The organism is Rahnella bonaserana (assembly GCF_019049675.1).
GTDB classification, from domain to species: domain Bacteria; phylum Pseudomonadota; class Gammaproteobacteria; order Enterobacterales; family Enterobacteriaceae; genus Rahnella; species Rahnella bonaserana.
Map to the genome: position 1 here is coordinate 115,027 of NZ_JAFMOW010000063.1, position 24,122 is coordinate 139,148.

General features: G+C 51.6%; 21 protein-coding genes, 1 tRNA gene and 1 pseudogene. 14 read left to right on the forward strand and 9 right to left on the reverse strand.

From position 1 onward, the window contains the following. Positions 1-31: 31 nt before the first annotated feature. Positions 32-1,339, reverse strand: a complete 1,308-nt coding sequence (locus J1778_RS13155; protein WP_217173556.1) for a CYTH and CHAD domain-containing protein — start codon at positions 1,337-1,339, stop codon at positions 32-34. Between the two features lie 299 nt (positions 1,340-1,638). Here J1778_RS13155 and J1778_RS13160 point away from each other — a divergent pair, with 299 nt between their 5' ends. Both J1778_RS13160 and J1778_RS13165 read left to right on the forward strand, forming a co-directional pair. Beyond that, positions 1,639-2,259 carry a TIGR04211 family SH3 domain-containing protein gene (locus tag J1778_RS13160; protein WP_112286724.1) on the forward strand — a complete coding sequence of 207 codons (621 nt, stop codon included), beginning with the start codon at positions 1,639-1,641 and terminating at the stop codon, positions 2,257-2,259. 132 nt (positions 2,260-2,391) lie between these two features. Beyond that, positions 2,392-3,627 carry a multifunctional CCA addition/repair protein gene (locus tag J1778_RS13165; RefSeq protein WP_217173557.1) on the forward strand — a complete coding sequence of 412 codons (1,236 nt, stop codon included), beginning with the start codon at positions 2,392-2,394 and terminating at the stop codon, positions 3,625-3,627. 77 nt (positions 3,628-3,704) lie between these two features. On the opposite strand, the gene bacA is transcribed toward J1778_RS13165, so the two are convergent. Both bacA and folB read right to left on the reverse strand, forming a co-directional pair. Beyond that, complete coding sequence (bacA, locus tag J1778_RS13170) at positions 3,705-4,529, reverse strand: undecaprenyl-diphosphate phosphatase (RefSeq protein ID WP_217173696.1); 825 nt, start codon at positions 4,527-4,529, stop codon at positions 3,705-3,707. Positions 4,530-4,715: 186 nt separating this feature from the next. Further along, a complete protein-coding gene (gene folB / locus J1778_RS13175) occupies positions 4,716-5,072 on the reverse strand; it encodes a bifunctional dihydroneopterin aldolase/7,8-dihydroneopterin epimerase (RefSeq protein WP_112286726.1) in 357 nt (118 codons plus the stop codon). A gap of 107 nt (positions 5,073-5,179) precedes the next feature. Here folB and plsY point away from each other — a divergent pair, with 107 nt between their 5' ends. Continuing rightward, complete coding sequence (plsY, locus tag J1778_RS13180) at positions 5,180-5,809, forward strand: glycerol-3-phosphate 1-O-acyltransferase PlsY (protein WP_217173558.1); 630 nt, start codon at positions 5,180-5,182, stop codon at positions 5,807-5,809. Positions 5,810-5,991: 182 nt separating this feature from the next. Here the strand turns inward: plsY and tsaD are convergent, their stop codons facing one another. Next, complete coding sequence (gene tsaD, locus J1778_RS13185) at positions 5,992-7,005, reverse strand: tRNA (adenosine(37)-N6)-threonylcarbamoyltransferase complex transferase subunit TsaD (RefSeq protein WP_217173559.1); 1,014 nt, start codon at positions 7,003-7,005, stop codon at positions 5,992-5,994. 316 nt (positions 7,006-7,321) lie between these two features. On the opposite strand from tsaD, the gene rpsU reads away from it, so the two are divergent. From rpsU to rpoD, 3 genes are all read left to right on the forward strand, one after another. Further along, entirely contained in the window at positions 7,322-7,537 is a 216-nt protein-coding gene (gene rpsU / locus J1778_RS13190; RefSeq protein ID WP_001144069.1) for a 30S ribosomal protein S21, read from the forward strand. Between the two features lie 135 nt (positions 7,538-7,672). Further along, positions 7,673-9,421, forward strand: a complete 1,749-nt coding sequence (dnaG, locus tag J1778_RS13195) for a DNA primase (protein WP_217173560.1) — start codon at positions 7,673-7,675, stop codon at positions 9,419-9,421. A 247-nt stretch (positions 9,422-9,668) separates the two neighbouring features. Beyond that, positions 9,669-11,507: an RNA polymerase sigma factor RpoD gene (gene rpoD / locus J1778_RS13200; protein ID WP_095923569.1), complete on the forward strand. Its 1,839-nt coding sequence runs from the start codon at positions 9,669-9,671 to the stop codon at positions 11,505-11,507. Positions 11,508-11,589: 82 nt separating this feature from the next. On the opposite strand, the gene mug is transcribed toward rpoD, so the two are convergent. Further along, positions 11,590-12,087: a G/U mismatch-specific DNA glycosylase gene (gene mug / locus J1778_RS13205; protein ID WP_217173561.1), complete on the reverse strand. Its 498-nt coding sequence runs from the start codon at positions 12,085-12,087 to the stop codon at positions 11,590-11,592. 143 nt (positions 12,088-12,230) lie between these two features. On the opposite strand from mug, the gene J1778_RS13210 reads away from it, so the two are divergent. Further along, positions 12,231-12,307 (forward strand) — tRNA-Ile (locus J1778_RS13210). 276 nt (positions 12,308-12,583) lie between these two features. Here J1778_RS13210 and J1778_RS13215 read toward each other — a convergent pair. Genes J1778_RS13215 through J1778_RS13225 form a run of 3 tightly spaced genes read right to left on the reverse strand, consistent with a single transcriptional unit; the run spans position 12,584 to position 13,976 of the window. Beyond that, on the reverse strand, positions 12,584-13,096 hold the full coding sequence (locus J1778_RS13215; RefSeq protein WP_217173562.1) for a hypothetical protein: 513 nt from the start codon (positions 13,094-13,096) through the stop codon (positions 12,584-12,586). 11 nt (positions 13,097-13,107) lie between these two features. Beyond that, positions 13,108-13,464, reverse strand: coding sequence for a tlde1 domain-containing protein (locus J1778_RS13220; RefSeq protein ID WP_217173563.1), 357 nt, complete (start codon positions 13,462-13,464; stop codon positions 13,108-13,110). A gap of 11 nt (positions 13,465-13,475) precedes the next feature. Next, positions 13,476-13,976, reverse strand: coding sequence for an Hcp family type VI secretion system effector (locus J1778_RS13225; protein WP_217173564.1), 501 nt, complete (start codon positions 13,974-13,976; stop codon positions 13,476-13,478). A gap of 424 nt (positions 13,977-14,400) precedes the next feature. On the opposite strand from J1778_RS13225, the pseudogene J1778_RS13230 reads away from it, so the two are divergent. The 6 genes and pseudogenes from J1778_RS13230 to J1778_RS13255 form a co-directional block, all read left to right on the forward strand. Beyond that, positions 14,401-15,128, forward strand: a pseudogene (locus J1778_RS13230) (phage integrase); the annotation flags it as partial. Positions 15,129-15,282: 154 nt separating this feature from the next. After that, entirely contained in the window at positions 15,283-16,122 is an 840-nt protein-coding gene (locus J1778_RS13235) for a hypothetical protein (protein ID WP_217173565.1), read from the forward strand. Positions 16,123-16,474: 352 nt separating this feature from the next. Next, the gene (gene fepB, locus J1778_RS13240) at positions 16,475-17,443 is read left to right on the forward strand and encodes a Fe2+-enterobactin ABC transporter substrate-binding protein (RefSeq protein ID WP_217173566.1); all 969 of its coding nucleotides are present in this window, start codon (positions 16,475-16,477) and stop codon (positions 17,441-17,443) included. Continuing rightward, positions 17,443-18,444: a Fe(3+)-siderophore ABC transporter permease gene (fepD, locus tag J1778_RS13245; protein ID WP_217173567.1), complete on the forward strand. Its 1,002-nt coding sequence runs from the start codon at positions 17,443-17,445 to the stop codon at positions 18,442-18,444. Before fepB ends, fepD begins: the two co-directional genes overlap by 1 nt. A gap of 2 nt (positions 18,445-18,446) precedes the next feature. After that, positions 18,447-19,463: an iron-enterobactin ABC transporter permease gene (gene fepG, locus J1778_RS13250; protein ID WP_217173568.1), complete on the forward strand. Its 1,017-nt coding sequence runs from the start codon at positions 18,447-18,449 to the stop codon at positions 19,461-19,463. Then, positions 19,460-20,257, forward strand: a complete 798-nt coding sequence (locus tag J1778_RS13255) for an ATP-binding cassette domain-containing protein (RefSeq protein WP_217173569.1) — start codon at positions 19,460-19,462, stop codon at positions 20,255-20,257. The genes fepG and J1778_RS13255 overlap by 4 nt, the downstream gene beginning before the upstream one ends. Positions 20,258-20,266: 9 nt before the next feature. On the opposite strand, the gene fes is transcribed toward J1778_RS13255, so the two are convergent. Then, positions 20,267-21,574 (reverse strand): enterochelin esterase, encoded by a 1,308-nt coding sequence (gene fes / locus J1778_RS13260; RefSeq protein ID WP_217173570.1) that lies wholly within the window; start codon positions 21,572-21,574, stop codon positions 20,267-20,269. 224 nt (positions 21,575-21,798) lie between these two features. Between fes and J1778_RS13265 the strand changes: the two genes are divergently transcribed. Beyond that, entirely contained in the window at positions 21,799-24,069 is a 2,271-nt protein-coding gene (locus tag J1778_RS13265; RefSeq protein ID WP_217173571.1) for a TonB-dependent siderophore receptor, read from the forward strand. Positions 24,070-24,122 lie beyond the last annotated feature (53 nt).

Below are 24,122 nucleotides of genomic sequence, written 5' to 3' on the forward strand. Positions count from 1 at the left end.
CCCGGGCTATTTGCCCAGGCTTATCAGTCAATTAACGTGGTTGTCCGTTTAACCAGAATGCATCCATCATCACCGCATGAGAACGGGCGGAATCCTCCCAGGCGTGTTGCTGCTGAACGATGGCCTGTTGCAGATCGGCCCATCCCGCAATGTACGCGGCAACCTCTTTTTCAGGATAAGCACCGCCCAGCAAATGGAAGGTGATGATCTGACGTTTCAGACGCGCCAGCTGGTCACGATAACCTTCTTCGGTCAGCGGTTGTGCAAACGCCTCTTTCAGATCGGCAGCAGTACGGCCCAGCATGATATCTGCAAAGCGTTTGAAAGAGCCTTCCAGCTTTTTCGCCGATTTGTCATCAATGAAAGGCGTCCAGCCTGAGGTTGCCAGCCAGGAAGTAAGCACTAACTTGCATTTCAGGTAGCTGGCGCTGTAACAAATTTCCTGTGCATCGGCAGATTTCTGTTCCAGCACAGGAACCAGATCGGTCAGCAACGTACGCAGTTCAGATGAGGCTTTACGCGGCACAAGTCCGCCAAACAGCACCAGCACCTGACGTACAGTTTCCACGGCCTGTAACACGGTCAGACGCGCAGTTTTATCGCCACGCACCCACAGCTCTTCATGATATTGCCAGTGGTCCAGCGCCAGCTCGAACATAGCGGACATCGCCTGTTCCACGGTAGCTTTCGGCTGGGCTTTAAAAACCGGCAACGGTTTGATTTCACGCGCCGGATTGCCTTTCGCCAGATGATAGCCGCGAGCGGCTTTACTGAATCCGCCCTGACGCAAACCGCCACGAACACCCATTTCAGCGGCCAGCGCCAGCAGATCGGCGGTATTGCCTTTTTTCAGTTCAAGTTCAATTTCTGCCAGTGCTTCAGAAAGCTCACCGGCCACGATTTCACCCTGATCCAGACCCAGCTCAATCTGGCTTTCGCCGTAAGTGATCACCCACTTCTCACGGGTGAAATCCGTGCGAAACAGCGGTGCCAGTTCTTTTTGCAGCGCGGCAGGTTTACAGCCTTCCGGCCAGATATCTTTCGGGAACGCACTGAGTTTCAACACGGGCTTTTTCAGCTCGACATTGTATTCAGGGCGCTGATGCAGACCGCCCACTACTTTCCCGCCGGTTTTGATGGTCATTTCATACTGATCGTCGAAACCACGGATACGCAAGCCGATATCGTGCGAACGTAAATAGTTTTCCGCAGTCTCAAAATAGATGTTGGTCAGTTTCGAAGGCGCGGTGTGCTCGCTGTTAAATCCAGCGAGTTGCGAAGGTAATTCGGCGATTGCTGCCGGGGTGGCGATAAATTTTAATTCTATTTCTACGGTCATAGGAGTCTTCACACCGATTCTTTGCTGCCAAAAGGGATAAACGCGTCGCTGCAATTCTATCATAAGCACAGCGCGCAAGCCGCATGTTGCGGGATTGTAAGATAGTTCTCATTCCGGTTTATACATTGCGTCGTCACACTGTTGCCCTTACTATCGGTCACCCAACTTTTGGTCTATGAACCAAACTTTTGGACTCTGAATTAGTGCAATGGCCAACAGAGGCGGTTGCCAGAAGACGTATCCTGATAAAACGGATCCACACTTCACGTTCCCTAAATTCACAAAGAAACGATGAAATAATGCAGAAATTACGCCTAATTGGTTTCGCTTTGCTTGGTTTAAGCATCACATGGGGCGCTCACGCTGATGAGAAGCGCTATATCTCCGACGATTTGATTACCTATATCCACAGCGGTCCGGGTAATCAGTATCGCATTGTTGGCACGCTGAATGCCGGTGAAGAAGTCACCCTGCGCAGCGTCAACGACAGCACAAAATACGGTGAGATTGTTGATTCAAAAGGCAAAACGGCCTGGATCCCACTGGATCAGTTGAGCAATGTGCCGAGCCTGCGTACCCGCGTTCCGGATCTGGAACAACAGGTGAAAACGCTGACGGACAAACTGACCAACATTGATTCCAGCTGGAATCAGCGCACGGCGGAAATGCAGAGCAAGGTTTCGTCCAGCGACGGTATTATCAATGGCCTGAAGAAAGAAAATCAGGATCTGAAAAATCAACTGATCGTGGCGAAGAAGAAAGTTGATGCGGTCAATGTTCAGCTCGACGACAAACAAAGAACCATTATTTTGCAATGGTTTATGTACGGCGGCGGTGTCGCGGGCGTTGGTCTGGTTCTGGGTCTGCTGTTGCCGCATCTGATCCCACGTCGCAGGAAGAAAGATCGCTGGATGAGCTAAAAGCTCCACATCCTGATGATTTCCACAAGGGCACTTCGGTGCCTTTTCGTGTTTCCATCAATCAGGAAATCTTCAGCGCAACTTTGCTATGATGAACAAAGAGTCCCTTTTGCCTATTTCAGGAGTTATCGCGTGGAGATTTACCTGGTCGGCGGCGCAGTCCGAGACAGTTTATTAAACCTGCCTGTGTCTGAACACGATTGGGTCGTGGTGGGCGTAACGCCTGAATACATGCTGGAAAATGGCTATCAGCAGGTAGGCAAAGATTTCCCGGTGTTTCTGCATCCCCGTACCCGCGATGAATATGCCCTGGCCCGCACCGAGCGAAAATCAGGTTCCGGTTATAACGGATTTACCTGCTACGCTGCGCCGGATGTCACGCTGGAACAGGATCTGATGCGGCGTGATCTGACCATCAATGCAATCGCCAAAAGCAAAGACGGCGAACTTGTCGACCCCTATCACGGACAGCGCGATATCGAACAGCGCCTGTTGCGTCACGTTTCCGATGCTTTCGGTGAAGATCCCCTGCGTGTACTGCGCGTCGCCCGGTTTGCTGCGCGGTTTGCTCATTTAGGCTTCACAGTCGCCCCTGAAACTCAGACCCTGATGCAGCATATGGCGCAGAGCGGTGAACTGGAAGCGCTGACCCCTGAACGGGTCTGGAAAGAAACCGAGAAAGCCTTGCAGACGCAGGATCCTCAGGTCTTTTTCCAGGTGCTGCGTGACTGCGGTGCGCTCAAAGTGCTGTTCCCGGAAATCGATGCGCTCTTTGGCGTTCCGGCACCGGAAAAATGGCATCCCGAAATAGATACCGGCATTCATACGCTGATGACGCTGAAAATCGCCAGCACGCTGACACAGGACGTGGATGTGCGCTTCTCTGCACTTTGCCATGATTTGGGCAAGGCGCTGACCCCGCCGCAATTCTGGCCAGCCCATCACGGCCACGGTCCGGCCGGGGTGAAACTGGTGGAGAATATCTGCCAGCGCCTGAAAGTCCCGACGCATATACGTGATCTGGCTAAACTGGTCGCAGAGTTCCATGACCTGATCCATACCGTGAACAAGCTGCGTCCGGAAACCCTGTTAAAACTGTTCGACACCATTGATGTGTGGCGTAAACCGCAGCGGCTTGAGCAGATGATTATGACCAGTGAAGCCGACGCACGCGGGCGTACTACTTTTGAAAACAACCCTTATCCGCAAGGTGATTACCTGCGCGAAGCCTTTAAGGTGGCAAACAGCATTACTAATAAAGAAGTGCTGGATGCGGGTTTTCAGGGAATAGAAATCCGCGACGAGCTGAAAAAGCGTCGAACACAGGCACTGGCAGACTGGAAACAAACGCAGGAAGCGGCGATTTAACTCGCATCAACGATCAAAAAAAGCCCCGCACGGTGACTAACCTGCAGGGCTTTTTTATTGCTTGTGCGAAGCAATTATCAGGCGATAAAGACGAAGTACACCGCGATCGCTACAAAGAAGCGATAGATGGCGAACGGAATGAACGAAATACGTTTGATCACCGCCAGGAAAGTTTTGATAGCAATCAGGGCGACGATAAATGCGCAGATAAAACCGGTAGCGAACATCGGCAAATCAGCCAGCGTCAGGAAGCTGTAGCTCTTATACAGATCCAGCGCCGTCGCGCCCATCATCATCGGTACCGCCAGCAGGAAAGAGAACTCAGACGCTGCAAAACGGCTGATACCCATTAACATTCCGCCACTGATGGTCGCACCGGAACGGGAGAAACCCGGCCAGAGCGCCAGACACTGGAAAACACCAATCATAATGGCCTGCAGGTAAGTGATGTCATCCACTCCTTCCGCACGCGGTTTTTTCGGTTTCAGCAGTTCGGCTGCAATCAGCAAAACACCACCGACGACCAGCGCTACCATCACAAATTTTGGCTCAAACAGTGACTTAATCTGCGAGTGCAGCAGCAAGCCCAGAACAGTGGCCGGGACCATCCCTAAAATAATATGCAATAAATTCAGACGGCGGGTACCCGTGCCTTCATGAACAGGCGGCTTGCCAAAGTGCAGGCCAATCATGCCAAACAAACGACGCCAGAACATCACCACCACGGCCAGAATCGATCCCAGCTGAATAACCACTTCAAATGATTTCGAGGTATCTCCGGTAAAGCCAAGAAGATTTCCCGCAAGAATCAGATGGCCGGTAGATGAAACCGGTAAAAACTCAGTCAGCCCTTCAACAACACCCAAAATTGCTGCTACAAGCAAAGAATGACTTTCAACGATCATTATCGCACCCTACCCTATGAAATATCCGCTGATGGGAAAACATGATCAAAATACAGACAATAAAAAAGCGGCATCACGCTGAGCCGCTTCACTAAAAGAAGCCCGGTTATCCGGACTTTCCTTTTAACGCTTCTATATGACATTAAATAGACAAGCGTTTTTTAAATTGTATCCGTAACCGGACTAAATTCGTTTTCCGCGCTCAATAATCACGCCGACATTGGCCGCCTGAGCCACCGCGCCGGGTTTGCTGAGCTTAATCCGTACCCACGGCGAGTTAAAACGGGTCAGAAGCAATGTCGCCACTTCTTCGGCGACCCGCTCTACCAGCGCAAAATTTTGCGATGCCACATGTTCGATCACCGCATCACTGACGTCAGCATAGCTTAAACAGTCATTCACATCGTCGCTGGCAGCGGATTTACGGTTATCCCAGGCCATTTCGATATCGAACACCAGTTTCTGTTTAATTGTCTGTTCCCAGTCGTAAGCGCCAATCGTGGTGATTACATTTAGTTGCTCAATAAATACGATATCCATCACGTGATTCTCTGTTTTTGGCCCAGCCGGATACCACTTCCAGCAGAAAATGCGTATTATCCATGGATGTTGCGATTAAAACGACCCTTATTAGACGGAACTGCTTTATGAGTGCTACCGCGCTTGGAATGATTATTTTCGCCTACCTCTGCGGCTCGATTTCCAGTGCGATTCTGGTCTGCCGGGTCGCACGGTTACCTGATCCGCGCACGGCGGGCTCTGGCAACCCTGGTGCCACAAATGTCTTGCGACTTGGTGGTCGTCTGGCCGCGGCGTCTGTTCTTATCTTCGATATTCTGAAAGGCATGTTGCCTGTCTGGCTGGCCTATCGCCTGAATATTCCGCCGATGTACCTTGGGCTGACCGCCATCGCGGCGTGTCTGGGTCACATTTATCCGGTATTTTTCCGTTTCAAAGGCGGTAAAGGCGTTGCGACGGCTTTCGGTGCCATTGCGCCTATCGGCTGGGACTTAACCGGCCTGATGATGGGGACATGGGTGCTGACCGTGCTGCTGAGCGGATATTCTTCACTCGGCGCCATTATCAGTGCGCTGATTGCGCCTTTTTACGTGTGGTGGTTCAAGCCAGAATTTACCTTCCCGGTCGCCATGCTTTCCTGTCTGATATTGTTGCGTCATCACGATAACATCCAGCGTTTATGGCGTGGTCAGGAAGGAAAAATCTGGGATAAGCTGAAGAAAAAACGTAATGCGGCGAAAGAAGATAAGTCCGAATAACCGGTACATTCCAGACATAAAAAACGACCTCATGCGGGTCGTTTTTTTATTGTTTTTTTAGCTCATCCAGCCTGACTGAGCGGAAGCGAGACAAGGCGGCAGGAGACCTGAAAGCGCAGCATACTCAAGTATGTGGGCATTTCGGGTCGACGCAGCACCGCTCAGACCGGCGGAGGCCTGACTCAAACTGGCGGAAGCTCCGCAAGAGGCCAGCGCGGGCGTACGGTGACGCCAAGATCGGATGTTGCTCCGGTTTTCAACCGCACCATACCGGCATAAGCGATCATCGCGCCATTATCGGTACAGAACTCTGGACGCGCATAAAACACTTTACCCCCGCGCTTGGCCATCACTTCTTCCAGTTTGGCGCGTAATGTGCGGTTAGCGCTGACGCCACCCGCCATGACGAGTTGTTTAAAACCGGTCAGATCCAGTGCGCGTTTACACTTAATTGCCAGCGTATCGACCACGGCATCTTCAAAAGCACGGGCAATATCCGCATGCGTCTGCGGGTCGCTGTCATTGCCACGAATGGTATTGGCGGCGAACGTTTTGAGGCCGGAGAAGCTGAAATCCAGTCCCGGGCGATCGGTCATGGGACGCGGGAACGTAAAGCGACCGGCCACACCCTGAGCCGCCATTTTTGACAAAAGCGGGCCACCGGGATAATCCAGTCCCAGCAATTTCGCTGTCTTATCAAAGGCTTCACCGGCTGCGTCATCAATAGACTCGCCAAGCAGTGTGTATTCACCGATACCGGTGACACTGATTAACTGCGTGTGCCCGCCGGAAACCAGCAGCGCCACGAACGGGAAATCAGGTGGATTATCTTCAAGCATGGGTGCCAGCAGGTGGCCTTCCATATGATGCACCGGCACCGCAGGCACATCCCAGGCAAACGCCAGAGAGCGGCCGATGGTGGCACCGACCAGCAATGCGCCGACCAGACCGGGACCGGCAGTATACGCCACGCCGTCGATATCCTGCGCAGTCAGCCCGGCTTCTTTCAGCGCGGCCTGAATCAAAGGGATTGTTTTACGCACATGGTCACGCGAGGCCAGTTCTGGCACCACGCCGCCGTAATCTGCATGCAGTTTTACCTGACTATACAGTTGGTTGGCTAACAAACCGGCTTCGCTGTCATAAACTGCAATTCCGGTTTCATCGCAGGACGTTTCAATACCCAGTACTCGCATCGCTCTTTCCATCATAGTTTCGCGCTAACTCGCGGCGCGCAGTTTAGCACACAAGCCTTAGCGGGTGCTGCACCGGCATGGGAATTCCTTGCTTCCTGAGCCAATTAATGTCGAGCAATTTCGATTGATTGGTATATAATCGCCGCCCGACGCAAAAGCGAGCGCACAATGTTGCAGAAGGGTTGCTGAACGCACCTGTTTCAATTTGCCGTTATGCTTTACAAGACGAGGCGAATTGGAGTAAAATTCCGCACCATTTTGAAATGTGCTGGTACAACATCAGCAAACAAACCGATTTTATCGAGGTGAGAGGCACATGCCTGTAATTAAAGTACGTGAAAACGAGCCGTTCGACGTAGCTCTGCGTCGCTTCAAGCGTTCCTGCGAAAAAGCAGGTGTTCTGGCAGAAGTTCGTCGTCGTGAATTCTATGAAAAACCGACTACCGAACGTAAACGCGCTAAAGCATCTGCAGTAAAACGCCACGCCAAGAAACTGGCTCGCGAAAACGCACGCCGCACTCGTCTGTATTAATCTTCGGGGGCAACCCCAAATCGCGTGATTTGCAATATTAAGAACGCGCAGACTGCGTAGTAGCATACGAAGGCCGTGCTTTCCGAAAGGAATGCGCGGCTTGTTCTCGTTTATAGGCTAGTGAGTAAGGGGCTTATGGCTGGGAGAATTCCGCGCGTATTTATCAATGACTTGCTGGCTCGCATCGATATCGTCGATTTGATCGACGCACGTGTAAAGCTCAAGAAACAGGGTAAAAATTATCACGCGTGCTGCCCTTTCCACCATGAGAAAACACCCTCATTTACCGTAAATGGCGATAAGCAGTTTTATCACTGTTTCGGCTGTGGTGCCCACGGCAATGCCGTCGATTTCCTGATGAACTATGACAGACTTGAGTTTGTCGAAAGCATTGAGGAACTGGCGACAATGCAGGGTTTGGAAGTGCCGTATGAAGCAGGCACCGGTCCAAGCCAGATGGAGCGTCATCAGCGTCAAAGCCTCTACCAGTTGATGGCACCGCTTAGCGAGTTCTATCAGCAATCACTTAAACAGCCTGCAGGTGCCCCCGCACGGGAATATCTTGCCCGGCGCGGTTTGAGTGAAGACGTCATCAGTCATTTCGCCATTGGTTTCGCCCCACCGGGCTGGGACAACGCATTAAAGCGTTTCGGCAAAAATGCCGATGATAAAGCGTCTCTGATTGACGCCGGTATGTTGGTTACCAGTGACAATGGCCGCAGCTATGATCGTTTCCGCGAACGGGTGATGTTCCCTATTCGTGATAAACGTGGCCGCGTGATTGCTTTTGGTGGCAGGGTTTTGGGTGACGGTACGCCTAAATATCTCAACTCGCCGGAAACCGAAATTTTCCATAAAGGCCGCCAGTTGTATGGCCTGTATGAAGCACAGTTAAAGCACCCGACGCCGGCGCGTTTGCTGGTTGTTGAAGGGTATATGGACGTCGTCGCACTGGCGCAGTTCGGCATTGATTATGCCGTGGCCTCATTGGGCACGTCCACGACGGCTGACCATATTCAGCTGATGTTCCGCAGCACCGATAACGTCGTTTGTTGTTACGACGGCGACCGGGCGGGACGTGAAGCTGCATGGCGCGCGCTGGAAACAGCACTGCCCTATCTTAATGATGGTCGTCAGCTGCGTTTCATGTTTTTACCCGACGGCGAAGATCCGGACACGCTGGTACGTAAAGAAGGCAAAGAAGCGTTCGAACAAAGAATGGAGCAGGCGATGCCTCTGTCCACTTTCCTGTTTGATTCGCTGATGCCGCAGGTTGATTTGAGCAGCCCTGACGGGCGAACCAAATTGAGCATGTTGGCATTGCCGCTAATTCGCCAGGTACCCGGTGAAACATTACGGATGTATTTGCGTCAGCAGTTAGGGAATAAGCTCGGGATTTTGGATGACAGCCAGTTGGAAAAGCTGATGCCTAAACAGGCAGAAAATAGCAATGTCTATCAGGCGCCCCAGCTAAAACGCACAACCATGCGTATACTTATAGGGTTACTGGTACAAAATCCACAACTGGCTACACTTATACCCTCGCTGCAAGGTTTGGAGCAAGCGAAGCAACCAGGACTGGATCTGTTCAGCGAGTTAGTAACCACTTGCTTAGCCCAGCCGGGCCTGACAACAGGCCAGTTACTGGAACTTTACCGCGACAATAAGTTCTACCAACAACTTGAAACTCTGGCGACATGGAACCACATGATCGTAGAGGACATGGTCGAAGAGGAATTTCGTGCCACGCTAGCCAGCCTGTATGACTCGATTTTAGAGCAACGGCTTGAAACTTTGATTGCAAAAGCCAGGACGCACGGCCTGAGTCCAGAGGAACGAACTGAAGTCAGTTCCCTGAATCAGGTGTTAGCGAGAAAGAGTTAAAAATTACATAACAAGAACATATAGTTACCCTTAATAATTCGAGTAGCAGGAAGGCGGCCAACGCGCCTGCGGCTTGAAGCAGGAAGGGTAAAACAGAACACGGCTTAAGTGCCGATATAAAGCGGGGCACGGCCCTGCGCAGAGCCGCCCTGGTGGGCCGCGGCACAATAAACGCCCCTAACGTTATTGTTGGCGATGTTACCCGACCGACACCAACCCAAATACTCTGAAGTGTGGATACCGTCTTATGGAGCAAAACCCGCAGTCACAGCTTAAGCTACTTGTCACCCGTGGTAAGGAGCAAGGCTATCTGACCTATGCTGAGGTCAATGACCATCTGCCGGAAGATATCGTCGATTCCGACCAGATCGAAGACATCATCCAGATGATTAACGACATGGGCATCCAGGTACTTGAAGAAGCACCGGACGCCGATGATTTGATGCTGGCCGAAAATCGCCCTGATACCGACGAAGACGCTGCAGAAGCGGCGGCGCAGGTACTTTCCAGCGTTGAATCCGAAATTGGCCGTACCACCGACCCAGTGCGTATGTATATGCGCGAGATGGGTACCGTTGAGTTGCTGACCCGTGAAGGCGAAATCGACATCGCCAAACGTATCGAAGACGGTATCAATCAGGTCCAGTGCTCCGTTGCTGAATATCCTGAAGCTATCACTTATTTGTTAGAGCAATATGACCGTGTTGAAGCAGGCGAAGTACGTCTGTCGGATCTGATCACCGGTTTTGTTGACCCGAACGCCGAAGAAGAAATCGCACCAACTGCAACTCATGTGGGTTCTGAACTGACCACTGAAGAGCAGAATGATGATGACGAAGACGAAGATGAAGACGACGACGCTGAAGACGACAACAGCATCGACCCTGAACTGGCTCGCCAGAAGTTCACAGAATTGCGTGAACAGCATGAAGCGACACGTCTGGTCATCAAGAAAAACGGCCGTAGTCACAAGAGCGCAGCAGAAGAAATCCTGAAGCTGTCTGATGTGTTCAAACAGTTCCGTTTAGTGCCAAAACAGTTTGATTTCCTGGTAAACAGCATGCGTTCCATGATGGATCGCGTACGTGCTCAGGAACGTCTGATCATGAAAGTGTGCGTTGAACAGTGCAAAATGCCGAAGAAAAACTTCGTCAATCTGTTCGCCGGTAACGAAACCAGCGATACCTGGTTCGATGCGGCTCTGGCAATGGGTAAACCATGGTCTGAGAAGCTGAAAGAAGTGACCGAAGACGTGCAGCGCGGCCTGATGAAACTGCGTCAGATCGAAGAAGAAACTGGCCTGACTATCGAACAGGTTAAAGACATCAACCGTCGCATGTCGATCGGCGAAGCGAAAGCCCGTCGCGCGAAGAAAGAGATGGTTGAAGCAAACTTACGTCTGGTTATTTCTATCGCCAAGAAATACACCAACCGTGGTCTGCAGTTCCTTGACCTGATCCAGGAAGGTAACATCGGCCTGATGAAAGCCGTTGATAAGTTTGAATATCGCCGTGGTTATAAGTTCTCAACTTATGCGACATGGTGGATCCGTCAGGCTATCACCCGCTCCATCGCCGACCAGGCGCGTACCATCCGTATCCCGGTGCATATGATTGAGACTATTAACAAACTCAACCGTATCTCCCGTCAGATGCTGCAAGAGATGGGCCGCGAGCCGACGCCGGAAGAACTGGCCGAGCGTATGCTGATGCCGGAAGACAAAATCCGCAAAGTGCTGAAAATTGCCAAAGAGCCAATCTCCATGGAAACGCCAATCGGCGACGATGAAGATTCGCATCTGGGCGATTTCATCGAGGATACCACCCTCGAGCTGCCACTGGATTCTGCAACGTCTGAAAGCCTGCGTTCTGCGACGCACGACGTTCTGGCTGGCCTGACCGCACGTGAAGCGAAAGTTCTGCGTATGCGTTTCGGTATCGATATGAACACTGACCACACGCTGGAAGAAGTGGGCAAACAGTTCGACGTGACCCGTGAACGTATCCGTCAGATCGAAGCGAAAGCGTTGCGTAAACTGCGCCACCCAAGCCGCTCCGAAGTGCTGCGCAGCTTCCTGGACGATTAATCGTCCTCAGGCTGTCAGCCAATAAAAAGCCCCGCCTTTCTCTGGAGATGGCGGGGCTTTTTTTATTCTTTTAAGTTAACGCTCAGGAATTCAGTGCATCGTAAAGTTCGCGGTAAGACGCGGTCAGTTCCTCTAACGTCGCACGGTTCAGTCCGCTGGGATTAGGCAGCACCCAGACCTCTGTGTCACCGATCTTCAACGCCTGACGCCCCCAGTTCACTTTGCTGATCCCAAACGCTTTACTGAACGCCTGCTTACCCAAAACAGCCAGGGCACGCGGCTGATAGCGTTCGATCTTCTCCGTCAAAACCGCCCCGCCCTCACGCAACTCATCACGTACCAGTTCAGTCGCCTCAATAGTCGGACGCTCAACCAGCATCGTGATGCCACAGCCGGTATCCAGCAAATGATGCTCTTCTTCAGGCTTGAGCAAGCGCGCGGTAAAACCGGCCTGATAGATAACCTTCCAGAAACGGTTATTGGCATTAGCAAAATGAAAACCATGATGAGCGGTTGATAAACCAGGATTGATGCCGCAAAACACGACGGAAAGTTCCCCGGCAATAATATCTGTAATCATTATTCTTTCCTGAGATGTATTTACCTGAGTTATAGGTAAAAAAAGTCTTCGCACACAACACGTCATAACTGTGCACAAAACGCGCATACAAACCGAACACATATAGACCTGTAAGCAGAGTTTACCGTATAATCCCGCACCTTGGCCCTTTAGCTCAGTTGGTTAGAGCACGCGACTCATAATCGCTTGGTCGCTGGTTCAAGTCCAGCAAGGGCCACCAAATTTTAGTACCAGATTCAAACGATTAAGCCACTTCTCACGAAGTGGCTTTTTTGTTAGATCATTCTTACGGCCCTTTTTTGACCCTCAATCTCTTCCACAGGTCATAAATGTTATATTGCGTAGCAATCTGACACCGTTGAATGTGCAAAAAAATAGAAATGATGACAGGTGATAACCGGTAGTGACTTGATCAGCCAATAATTGGCACTCCACACATAAAAAAACCACCAGCAAACTGTGCCTGATGGTTGAGCCAATCAGCGGCAGAACGGGTTCAATATTCGCCTTCACCCCATTCAATTTTTCCCTGACTGTCATTCTTTTTTATCGACTGCATCGAAGCATCCAGAATACTCAGGCACTTCTTACCGGGTGAGCCTACTTTTATGAGAGCCGCGCGTGTGTGTTCATAATAGCGATAAATAGAATCGCGGGTGGGTTCGATGAATGGCATAGAGCAAACCACGTCTGAACCAATAAGACGTGAATATTCTCCTTCACTCAACACACTGATAACCGTTACAGGTGCTTTGGATAATCCCAATGCGAGCATAGTCGCTAAATCTTCAGCTCTTCCCGCATCCGTTCCCGGTGTCACCTCAGGTATCAACTTTATCCATTCAGGCTTACCGTCTTTCACAGCGTCGTAAAAATGGTCCCAATCACTATTGCCCATTGTGTGAACAGTGGCATCAGCACCTGCTTTAACAATGGATGAGTGAAGTGATTCAGGTGTGAGAGATGAGGCCAATACGCCAAAAGCTGCAAACACCATTGGGATAATCATCAGAAAGTACCTCAACGCACCACCTCTAATTGATTATCACCTGACCGTGCCACCATTCTGCGAGTGTGATTACTCATGATTATGCATCCCGCCGACGCAAAACCAGCCGGCTTATTCACCCGCTCTCCGTGTATACGGAAACTATCACGACCATGTGTGGTGCCTTGAGGCTCAAGATTTATAGTGAATGGCCCTTTATGATCAGTATAACCATTGATTCGATAAGATCCCCTTGGGATCGGCCCCATTCCCTTTACGTGTTCACGATCGGGGTTATTTTTATTGGTGAAAACACCGGAATAACCGCTCTCAATTAACACACCATCTTTATAGAGGTTGCCTGTGCTTTGGTGGTATATCCAAGTCATTTATGTTGCTCCTAAACAGTGGCTCGTTCGTTCCATGCGTCTGAATGAGAAATATTGCCATCAAGATAGTGCCATGTGATTTTTTCATAGCGCAGCTCAATGGCTTCCAAATGGTTACGCACTTCACCGTAATCAGATTTAATGTCATACATTAGCGGCATTACACTCACCACCTTCACCCCCTCAAGGGTGACGGTAAAATAAAGCGCCTCCTGCCCGGCATCATTAATACGGTAATATCTAAACTCCGCGGATTTTAGTGTCTGACCGGTGCATATAGCTTTGTATAAATAGGGAGAAGAGGAATCAATTTCTTTATCAAAACCAAATGAGTTGTGGATCCTGTTGCCTGTGATTTTCCCTGTATTGTTATCCACAGGTAATGAAATACTGTGATCAATCGCCAATATCTCTATGCTGTACTCACGCCCGGTGACGCATACGGAACCCTTGATATCTGCCCCACCATCGTCTTTAAGCCATAAATAAACGGGTATAGCCTTTTTTAACACTTCCTGTCATTCATTTAATTCCCATGAAGATACTAAGCTTGAAAAACATTACGCTTGTGCCGACCCGGTCAAATAACGTGAATTTTCAGAATTTTGTTATTAATGTCAAAGCGCCTAAGAGGTCCAACGGAGCAGAGTATATCCGTGTATAAAGTCACGTTGACCAATAGATAATCAGCTTTCCCAAAAACCTTTATTTATGATTTACATTTATTGAATCGATTAAGGCATTCTAATTAATCTAAATGATATATTAGATAATGTTATTAACATTGAGTATCATATCCAGCCGCAGACGAAGGCAATACGGTATTTCAGATCTTCCACTGGGAAACTAAGCTCTCTGATGTCGAGCTGATTGCAGGCCATGATCAAAATCTCGAAAATCTCAAAAACGTATGGAACAAAACCGGGTATGATTACCAAACCACTTGCAAGAGAATTCGATGCACAGATGTTTTCCCGATACCGCGAAAAGCGCCTTTCCGGTGATTACGCCCGCTCATACAGAGTGAAGAAGGTAGCCCTGCGAACCATCAATCTTGAGTTGGCATATTTTAGAGCTGTTTTTAATGAGCTTGGTCGCCTGGGAGAATGGAAAGGCGAAAATCCGATCAAGAATGTGCGCCCTTTCCGTACAGAAGAAAGCGAGATGGCTTTTCTTACAAAAGAGCAGATCGGACATCTATTAGAAGAGTGCGCGCGGGAAAATAATAATGACCTCGTTTGCATTGTTAAATTATGCCTATCAACCGGCGCTCGCTGGTCTGAGGCAGAAGAACTTAATAAGAGCCAGATCACCAAGTACAAAGTCACTTATACGAAGACTAAAGGCCGAAAAAACGGAACTATCCCAATCAGTGAAGATCTGCATAATTCTTTGCCTGAAGTAAAAAAAGGCCGACTTTTCAAAACTTGCTATGGTGCGTTCCGCTCTGCCCTTGAACGCACAGATATTGAATTACCTTCAGGCCAACTAACACACGTCCTGCGGCACACTTTCGCGTCTCATTTTATGATGAATGGGGGAAACATTTTGGTGTTGCAAAGAGTGCTTGGTCACACTGATATCAAAATGAATATGCGATATTCTCATTTTGCGCTGGAACATCTTGAAGAAGCTTAAGACTTAATCCTTTAACGAGTACCTGATGCCACAATATTTTTTAGCAGGTGTTTCTAAATCTGACAGTCGGCTAAGAGCGAAAGCAGAAATTACACCCAAAAAGTCACCGAAAAATTGTTCGTAAATGTCCGGCTTAGTTATGGTGATTCAGTTCAAGCCCAGCGTAGCGCTGGGAATTTTATGCGTGAAAGGGAAATAGAAAGCGTGACAACAGGAATATGTCCCAAATGTGGGGAGAAATGTGAGGTTATTTTTAAAAAAAACCTCATTATTAATGGTTTAGTTCGAAACCCTAAAAATGGGCGCGTATTCGCAATTCCCTATTGTAGGAATTGCAATAAAAGTAACATGCAAAATCAAGTTGTAAAGGAACATGTTGCTCCAAAAAAATCAAAGAGTTATACGTTGGGTATTAATTTATGGCGTAGATACTCACGCAAAGCTCAAAGCATTATAATTCTTAGCATCGTTACGGCATCTCTAGTACCGTTCAATAATGCAATTACAAATACGGTGTATTCACTGTTATCTGGTGGCAAGGAGTACGTAAGAGATGTTTTGTTTCCTCTTGATAATGAAAAGCAAATTGCAATTAGATTAGAATTTTACCTGCCAACCGCATTAGACAACAATGTTACAGCTGAAACTTTAAGTGCACTACTTTCATCTTCGTATTGCAAAAACTCCAAGAAAGAACCCATCATCCTGACTCCCAGTGATAATAAGTATGCCACGCATACAAATACTATAGTGACAGTGACCTGCCGTGCATCGGGGAAGGTAACGGTAAAGATGATCTCTCAAAGTGGTAGCCCTCAGACTATCTACGAAAGCACCCCTGATGGCACAGAACATATACCATTTCCTGGAGTACCGGGAAGTCACTTTGCCGGTGTTCTTATTGTTGATTTAGAAGGTACTAAGGAACCGAGCGGGCCATGGGTGCCAGTAAACCAGTGCCAACTTAATAACACATGTGAAGAATTCTTACGTCATCTTTTGCCTGAAGAAAAGCAGTAGCAAAACAGAACTATTGAATGACGATAAAGTGGCGATCCAGATGGAGTAAACGAGCATTTCATGGCAATTACTGGCTTGCTATGCCACTGTATTAAAAGGTAAATAACTGTTTTATCTAGCATTCAGTTGATAACCATAATCGCTTGGTCGCTGGTTCAAGTCCAGCAAGGGCCACCAAATTTTAGTACCAGATTCAAACGATTAAGCCACTTCTCACGAAGTGGCTTTTTTGTTGTCTTAATTTCACCTTATCCTGATTTTTACCCGGGTTAAGTCTCGCCGGTCATTGACCACATTCCCCCTGCATATAATAATGATAACCATTAACATTAAAAATTCAGGAATGGATCCAATGACAAGGGCCGCTTTTCGTCGTTTTTCAGGGACAGTTGCACTACTTTTATCACTGATGTTCGCCTCTCATGCCTTTGCAGAAGGCTGGCCGCGTAAAATCATGACGTCAAAGGGCGCCATCACCTTAGAACAGCAGCCACAACGGATCGTATCCACCAGCGTCACAATTACTGGCACATTGCTGGCGATTAATGCGCCGGTGGTTGCCAGTGGCGCGACTGCGCCCAATAATCGCGTTGCTGACTCTCAGGGATTTTTCCGTCAGTGGGGCGAGGTCGCGAAACAGCGCGGTGTGCAGCGGCTCTATATCGGTGAGCCGAACGCTGAAGCCATTGCCGGACAGGCACCGGATCTCATCATTATTGCCGCCACCGGCGGGGATTCTGCGCTGAAACTCTATGATCAGTTGTCGGCCATTGCGCCGGTGATGGTGGTCAGTTACGACGACAAAAGCTGGCAGGAACTTGCCACCGAACTGGGTCAGGCCACCGGTAAGGAAACCGATGCAGCAAAGGTAGTTGCACAGTTTTCAGCCCGCGAAGCCAGTGTAAAAAAAGCGATATATTTGCCGCCGCAGCCGGTGTCTGCACTGGTTTACGGGTCGGACGGTAAAAGCGCTAACCTTTGGACACCCGCTTCACCGCAGGGCCAGTTGCTTCAGCAGTTAGGATTTACTCTCGCGCCGGTGCCGGTGAATTTCGCGGCCAGTTTCAGTCAGGGCAAACGCCATGACATCATCCAGCTTGCCGGTGAGACAATGCCGGATGCCATGAACGGCCAGACGCTGCTGTTATTTTCCGCTAATCAGTCCGATGCACAGCGGCTGCTGACTAATCCTTTTCTGGCGAAGTTACCTGCCGTACAAAGCCAGCGGGTTTACGCCATGGGCGACGATACGTTCAGGCTCGATTATTACAGCGCCAGCAACATGCTGAATCAGCTTGAAAAATTGTTCGTCACTCACTGATGTCCCGCTCAATAAAAAATCTCACCGCGTTATTGTTTGCGCTGTTATTGCTCTGCCTGATGATGGCGCTGAGTCTGGCGCTGGGCGAGAAATCCCTTTCTTTCAGCACTGTGATGTCAGCGCTTAACGGTCAGTGTACGGGCGCGGACTGCGTGATCGTCACCGATGCCCGTGTGCCACGCACGTTCGCAGGTTTACTGGCAGGTATGGCGCTCGGATTATCCGGTGCGCTGATGCAGATCCTCACACGCAACCCGCTGGCAGATCCTGGTATTCTCGGCGTTAATGCCGGTGCCGCTTTCGCGGTGGTGATCGGCATTGCCTTCTTCGGCGCAACCGGCGTCGGCAGCTATCTGTGGTTCGCATTTGCCGGTGCGTTGCTGGCGACATTGCTGGTCGCCATGATTGGTGCGCTGGGGCGCGGCAAGCTGGATCCGGTACGCTTAACCCTCGCGGGCGTTGCGCTCGGCGCGGTGCTGGAGGGCCTCTCTTCGGGGATTTCCCTGCTCAATCCGACAGTCTACGATCAGCTGCGATTCTGGCAGGCCGGCACGCTGGATATCCGCAATATCGCGGTGATTAAAACCATCACGCCGCCGGTGATGTTGGCCGTTGTCCTGAGCTTACTGATGACCCGTTCCCTGAATAATCTGTCGATGGGCAGCGAACTGGCGACGGCGCTCGGCACTAAAATCGCGACGACACAACTGCTGGGATTACTGGCGATCACGTTATTATGCGGCAGCGCCACCGCAGCGGTTGGCCCGATCGCCTTTGTCGGCCTGATGGTGCCGCATATGGCGCGCTGGATTTGCCGGGCGGATCCGCGCTGGATACTGCCGTGGACGCTGGTACTCACCCCGACGCTGTTGCTGGCCGCAGATATCGCCGGGCGTTTTCTGGTTACCGGAGAATTGCGGGTTTCCGTGGTGGTCGCGTTTATCGGCGCACCGGTACTTATCTTTCTGGTACGCCGTCCCGGCGGATTACGCAGAGGTTAATCATGAGTCAGATCCTCGCAGAACCTCGCCCGCTTAAAATATCGCGTCCCTTTATAACCGCCTGCGGGCTGGTGTTATGTCTGATCCTGCTGGCGATTTATGCCCTCGGCAGCGGCACCCTGACGCTGACACCGTCTCAGGTGATCACAGCCCTGTCCGGAGACGGGCCGAAAAACCTGAGCATTATTGTCACGCAATGGCGGCTGCCGCGCGTGGTGATGGCGATGGTGCTCGGTGCTGCACTCGGTGTCAGTGGCGCAATTTTTCAGTCACTGTTGCGCAATCCATTGGGCAGTCCGGACGTTATCGGCTTTAACACCGGCGCCTACACCGGCGTTCTGCTGATTATCGTGTTGTTCAACGGGGGTGCAGGCGAAACCATGCTGGGCGCGATGGCAGGCGGCGTTGTGACCGCGCTGGTGGTTTACGCGCTGGCATGGCGTCAGGGCGTCGAAACCTTCCGCCTGATTATTGTCGGTATCGGCGTACGCGCGTTGCTGATTGCCGCTAATACCTGGCTGATTATTCACGCCTCGCTGGAATCGGCACTGACGGCCGGCTTGTGGAATGCCGGTTCGCTGAACGGCATCACATGGGAAAAAAGTCTGCCGGTGACGGGCATGGTTGTCGTCGCCTGCATGCTGGCGCGTTATCTGTCTGCGCCGATGCGGCTGCTCGAAATGGGCGATGATGCCGCCTGCGCGCTGGGCGTACCGGTTGAGCGCTCACGCGTGTTGCTGATGCTGGCGGGCGTGGCGCTGACCGCCGCAGCCACCGCGCTGGCCGGACCGATTTCCTTTATCGCGCTGGTTTCTCCACAGATTTCGCGCCGCTTGTGCGCCAGCCAGCAGCATGCTTTATTTTTCGCGGCGCTGACCGGCGCGCTGCTGTTGCTCGCCGCAGATGTCATTGCGCAGCGGCTGTTCCTGCCCTATCAGTTACCCGTCGGCGTACTGACCGTCAGTCTGGGCGGCATTTATCTGATTGGATTGCTCATCCGGGAGTCACGACGCTCATGAATACTGAACATACCTCACCTTTGTACGCGGAAGACCTGACGCTGGGCTACGATAAAAAGGTCGTCGCCCGCGAACTTTCTGTTTCTATTCCGCAGGGCAAACTGACGGTGATTATCGGGCCGAATGCCTGCGGGAAGTCCACGCTATTACGCACACTCAGCCGCCTAATGCAGCCGCAATCCGGCGCAGTATTTCTCGATGGCAGACTGATCGGCGATTACGGCACCAGAGAGGTGGCAAAACGCCTCGGGCTATTGCCGCAAAGTTCAACGGCACCGGGCGATATCAGCGTGGCAGATCTCGTGGCACGCGGACGGTACCCGCACCAGAGCCTGTTCAGCCGCTGGACGGCGCAGGATACACAAGCGGTGAACGAGGCCATGCAAGCCACGGGCGTTTATGAGCTGGCGGAAAGCACAGTAAATTCACTTTCCGGCGGGCAGCGCCAGCGGGTGTGGATAGCGATGGTGCTGGCGCAACAAACGCCGCTATTATTACTCGATGAGCCGACAACCTGGCTGGATATCGCGCATCAGATTGATTTGATGGAACTGATGTGTCGCCTGAATCAGGAAAATGGCCGCACACTGGTCGTGGTGTTACACGACCTGAATCAGGCGTGTCGTTACGCCGGACATCTGATTGCCATGCGCGACGGCAAAATACTGGCTGAAGGCGCACCGGCGGACATCGTCACACCGGCGCTGATCGAGCAGGTTTTCGGGCTGCGCTGCACCATTATCGACTGCCCGGTTTCACATACGCCGTTAATTATTCCGCTGGGCAACGGCTGAATCATTGTCTCACCAGGGCTTATCACTCCACAGATATTGCAGGCCGTCGAGTAATCCGCCGCGCCAGCTGAGTGCATCGTGCCCCGCATCAACTACGCGATAACGCACGTTGTTTTCGGTGCGGGCCAGCAGCTCATCCATCTGATTATTCACCTGATAAATCAGCCGTTCGTTGCTGCCTGCTTCCATGAAAATTTTCAGATGACTGGCAGCGCCCAGTCCGTTGTTCACCTCACGCAGTAAGAGATCGCCATCGTCAGGATTTTCACCCTGCTGAGATTTATTACGTCGCGGCCACCAGAAAGAGCCCGACTGGCTGAGTACGCAGCCGAACCGCTGCGGCCAGTGTAAACCGGCGTACAGCGAGGAAAGACCGCCGAAACTCTGCCCCGCCACCACCGTGTTCTCCGCGCTGCTGCTGTGCGGCGCGAGCGCGGCAACGGCGGGTAATAATTCTTCCTGAACCGCCAGCCAGAAATCCGGATTACAGGTCAGCTCAAGACCGCGAATTTGGGTATCAATCACGTCGATCAGCACGTAAACCGCTTCCGGCAATGTGCCTTCCTGCGTCAGTTGCATCAGTGGTTGCCAGACCGGCATCTGCTGCGCCCAAAACTGGCCGTCGAGCAGTATCGCCAGCGGTCGTGCTGCCAGGTCAGGGCTAACGCCGGTGGTATAAATCCACACCCTGCGCCGGTTGCCCAGACGCGCGCTGTTCCACTGATAGATTTGCAGCTTTGCCGGTGGCTGCGGCAACGCGGGACCGTGCAGATCAAATTCTTCCCACGCGGGCTGCGGCAAGGCATCGGGCATATGCAAAGGCGAAAGCGCATGAGATTTCGCCCCTGCCCATGGCTGATGCAGATTCAGCGGATCGTGAATGGCATGGGCGAACATATCCTTCCACCAGTCGCGTGCAGCCAGCATGGCAGTATACGCATCGGGATCCTGCGGAAACTCTTTGCCGGTCTCCGTGCGGGGGATCAGGCTGTAACTGCCGCGCCAGCCGGAACGTAATGTGATGCTCAGCGACCAGACGTCGGTACCGGCCAGTCGTTGCAGGCTCTGCGGTGGCAACGACTGATGGTGATCGGTGATGCCGTTAATGTTGATCCACACGCGCTGAAAAGCCGAGGTGGCTTCACTGCCCTGCGGATCCCGCCAGAAAAAAGTGACGCGACATACGCCGTCATCCGGCGGCTCAATCCACGGCGTTCCCTGCGCTTTGATGTCATTCCACCACGCGGCGCTCCCCGCCTCAGATGAGGATAACAGGGTACGGGCGGTCAGTTTTTCGGGGCGCTGGGATTTCATCATTTTTGCGTTTGCAGTCTTTTACCGTGAGAAAAGGGCATAACTTGCGGGATGCTTTACACATTCCCTGTAAATTACGAATAGGAATCGTATTGATAATTGTTTGCATTTGCAATAGTGTGTTACCGCCCGTAAAACGGGACAATAAAAATACACACACAACAGGCCATCCTCCTGTTCATTAACAATTTTTGCAGGACAGGGTGGATTTCAGGGCAGAATCCAATATGAAAAACAGGCTACCACATTATTCTCTGGCGACATTACTCGGGCTGGGATCAGCATTTACTTTTCCCGCCAGCGCCGCAGAAACGACCACACCAGATAAAACAGACGCCACACAGACCGCCGCTGAAACAGAAAAAGACACCGGCGACACCCTGGTTGTCACCGCCGCACAGCAGAATCTTCAGGCACCCGGCGTTTCCACTATTACCGCCGACGAAATTCAGAAGCGCCCACCGGCGCGTGATATCAACGAACTGATCCGCACCATGCCCGGTGTCAACCTGACCGGCAACTCTACCAGCGGCCAGCGTGGTAACAACCGCCAGATCGACATCCGTGGCATGGGCCCGGAAAACACCTTAATCCTGATCGACGGTAAGCCGGTGAACAGCCGCAACTCGGTGCGTCAGGGCTGGCGTGGCGAGCGTGATACCCGCGGCGACACAAGCTGGGTTCCACCGGATATGATTGAACGCATCGAAGTGATCCGCGGCCCGGCAGCGGCACGTTACGGTAACGGCGCAGCGGGTGGCGTGGTGAATATCATCACCAAAAAAGAGACGCAGGAGTGGCACGGTTCATGGAATACCTACCTGAACGCGCCGCAGCATAAAGATGAAGGCTCGACCAAGCGCACCGACTTCAGCCTTTCCGGTCCGCTCAGCGAGCAGTTCAGTTTCCGCCTGTTCGGCGGCTACAGTAAAACCCAAGCTGACGCGCAATACATCAACGACGGCCATCAGTCCGAACGCACCGGCACCTATGCCGACACCGTGCCGGCCGGACGCGAAGGCGTTATTGATAAAAACATCGATGCCCTGCTGCACTGGGATTTTGCCCGCATGCAGTCGCTGGAATTTGAAGTCTCAAATAGCCGTCAGGGTAACCTGTACGCAGGCGACACGCAGAATACCAACACCAGTGATTTGGTGAAAAGCATGTACGGTAAAGAGACTAACCGCATCTACCGCCAGTCCTACGCACTGACCTATAAAGGCGCGTGGGATAACGGCGTGACCACCAACAACTACGTGCAATATGAAAAAACCCGTAACTCGCGTATGAACGAAGGTCTGGCGGGCGGGACTGAAGGTATCTTCTCCGATGAAGATTTCAACACTATCAATCTCGGCGACATTCTGGCGCACAGCGAAGTCAGCATTCCGTTTGAACTGGGTGTGCCGCAAACCGCAACGTTCGGCACCGAATGGAACCAGCAGAAGATGAAAGATCCGTCTTCCAATACGCAGGCGATGCTCGGCGGCGCGATTGCCGGTACCGACAGCACTAACCGCAGCCCGTATTCGCAGGCAGAGATTTTCTCGCTGTTTGCTGAAGATAATATCGAACTGACCGACAGCACCATGCTGGTACCGGGTCTGCGTTTCGATCATCACTCCATTGTGGGCAATAACTGGAGCCCTGCGCTGAACTTGTCTCAGGAACTGGGTGACGATTTCACGCTGAAAATGGGCATCGCCCGCGCCTATAAAGCGCCAAGCCTGTATCAGACCAACCCGAACTACGTGCTTTACAGCAAAGGTCAGGGTTGTGCGGCCAGCGGCGGCGGGTGTTATCTGGTGGGGAACAACGATCTGGATGCAGAAACCAGCGTCAACAAAGAGATCGGACTGGAATTCCACCGCAACGGTTATCAGGCGGGTGTGACCTATTTCCGCAATGATTACCGCAACAAAATCGAATCCGGTTATCTGCCAGCCGGCACCTCTTCCACCGGCAAGACTGACGTGTATAAATGGGAAAACGTGCCGAAAGCCGTGGTCCAGGGTCTTGAAGGCACGTTAAATATTCCGGTCAGCAGCACCGTTTCCTGGAATAACAACGGAACCTACATGATTGAAAGTAAAAACAAGGAAACCGGCGATTATCTGTCGATCATCCCTGAATTTACCATCAACTCCACGCTAAGCTGGCAGGCGACGGAAGATCTCTCCCTGCAATCCACCCTGACCTGGTACGGCCGTCAGAAACCGAAGAAATACAACTACAAGGGTGAAGCGGTGACCGGCAGCGAGAGGAATGAAGTCAGCCCGTATTCTGTTGTCGGCATGAGCGGCACCTACACCGCGACCAAAAATGTGAGCGTCACGGCGGGTATCGATAACGTCTTCGACAAACGCCAGTTCCGTGCGGGTAATGCCCAGACCGTGGGTAACGCCGCTACCGGTGCTTACATGTATGGCGCAGGCGCAGCAACCTACAACGAGCCGGGTCGTACGTTTTACATGAGCCTGAATACGCATTTCTGAGTATGTTGTCCGCATAAAAAAAGCCACCTGCGAAGGTGGCTTTGTTGTTTCTG